The sequence below is a fragment of the uncultured Corynebacterium sp. genome, assembly GCF_902782855.1.
Classification (GTDB): Bacteria; Actinomycetota; Actinomycetes; order Mycobacteriales; family Mycobacteriaceae; genus Corynebacterium.
Window position 1 is genome coordinate 1 of the sequence record NZ_CACZOO010000331.1, and the last position, 2,089, is coordinate 2,089.

Annotated in this window: 1 protein-coding gene; it reads right to left on the reverse strand. The window is 67.6% G+C overall.

Going from position 1 to position 2,089, the window contains the following annotated elements:
- Window positions 1-1,803 (reverse strand): penicillin-binding protein 2 (locus tag QZV72_RS13510; RefSeq protein WP_297009154.1); only part of this gene is annotated, 1,803 nt, incomplete at its 3' end.
- Window positions 1,804-2,089: the final 286 nt, after the last annotated feature.

Below are 2,089 nucleotides of genomic sequence, written 5' to 3' on the forward strand. Positions count from 1 at the left end.
CTCCAGGATGATTCGGGGTGCCGCCGTCGCGGACAACGGGACATTGTAGTGGTCGAGCAGCCAGGACCCGATGTCGTGGAACAGTGGGGCAGCGGACTGCCCGCCGGATCCGTCGGAGCTGCGTTCGGGGTTGTCGAGCATGATGCCCACGACGAAGCGCGGGTCATCCGCCGGGGCGATGCCGGCGTAGGTGATCCAGTAACTGGAATTCGAGTACGCCTTGGTCACCGGGTCGATCTGCTGGGCGGTGCCGGTCTTGCCGGCGGTCTGGTAGCCCTCGATCCCGGCGCCGGGGGCGGTGCCCTGCTGAACGCCGGTCGGATCGGACTGGTTGATCGACCGGAACATGTCCACGACGGTACGGGCCGTCGCCGGTGAGACCACGCGGGTCTCCTGCGGCGTAGCCTGCGGGATCTCGGTGCCGTCCGGGGTGGTCACCGATCGGATCAGCGACGGGGTGACGCGCACACCGTCATTGGCGATGGTCTGGTAGATGCTCGTCATCTGCAACAGGTTCATCGACATACCCTGCCCGATGGGCAGGTTGGCGAAGGTGCCGCCGGACCACTGCTCGAGATCGGGGACGTATCCGGCGGTCTCGGACGGCAGCCCGAGGTCACTGGCCTGGCCGATGCCGAAGTTGTGGAGGTACTCGCTGAACTTCTCCTCGCCGACACGGTCAGCGAGCATCAGCGTGCCGACGTTGGAGGACTTCCCGAAGACGCCGGTGGTCGTGTACGGCACCACACCGTGGTCCCAGGCGTCCTTCACGGTCACACCGGACATGTCGATGGTGCCCGGAACCTGGAGGACCTCGTCGGGGGTGGTCCTGCCCTCCTCGATAGCCGCAGCGGCGGTCATGACCTTGGCGACGGAGCCCGGCTCGAAGGCGGACTCGACGACCCGGTTGGTGAACTCCTTGCCCTGCGCGACCTGCTTGTCGAGGTCCCCCATCGGATTGATCGTGTCGGAGGTCGCCATGGCGACGACCTCGGCCGTCTTCGCGTCGAGGACGACGACCGAGGCGGATTTCGCCCCGGACTTCTCCTTGGCCTGCTGGACCTGCTGCTGGGCATAGGCCTGGGCATCGGTGTCCAGGGTGAGCTGAAAGGAGTCGCCGTCGACCGCCGGATGACGGTCACGGACGGTGCCGGGAATGACGGCGGAGTCGCCCACGTCTGAGGTCACGCTGCCGTTGGTGCCCTGGAGCCTGGCGTCCTGCGAGAGTTCGAGACCGTACTGGCCGCCCTCGACGCCGTCGCCCACCCAACCGTACTTGCCGATGATGTTCGCGCCGACCGCCCCGTTGGGGTATTGGCGGACATCCTGGTTCTCGGTGGACAGTTCGGGCCAGCGGGCCACGATCTGTTGGGCGATGTCGGGGTCGACGTTCTGGACGAGACGGACATAGTTCCTGTCCGAGGTGAGCGCCTCGCGCAGCTCGTCCTTCTTCACCGCCCCGGTGTCACCCTCGAGCATGCCGGGGAGGTCGTTGACGATCTCGTCGAGCTGCTGGTCCGGGGGCAGCGCGCCTCCGGGGTTGTCGTCCGACCGGGGGGAGATCCGGTACCGGTCGGCCATGTAGGTCTGCAACTGGTCAGGGAAGGCGACGATCATGGCGGCCTTCATGGTGTACGCGAGGTCACGGCCGTCACGGTCGGTGACCGCGCCACGGTCCGCGTAGAGCGGGGTCTGCACGGTACGCTGTTCGGAGGCGTTGTGGGCGAGCCCGTCCTGCTGCAGCAGCTGGACCTGGACCAGACGTGCCATGAGCACCAGGGCGACACCCACCACGACCACCATGACCACGGTACCGCGGGCCTGGAAACGTCGGGGACTGGTGTCCAACGTCCGCCAGGAGTTGCCGGGCACGCCCCGTCGCGGGTCGCGCCGGCCGGTCCGGTCCTGTTCCACGGTGTCGGTCTCCCATCTCAGGTTCTCCCGGGCCTCCCCGGTCACGAATGTCTTAGCCTACCCGGGCCGTAGCCCGGTCACTGTCCGGTCAGTACGGGAGCTGTCCGTCGTGCGATGCCGTGGCGGGCGGAACGGCCACCGGCGTCGGACCGGTCACCGGATCAGTCACCGGGTC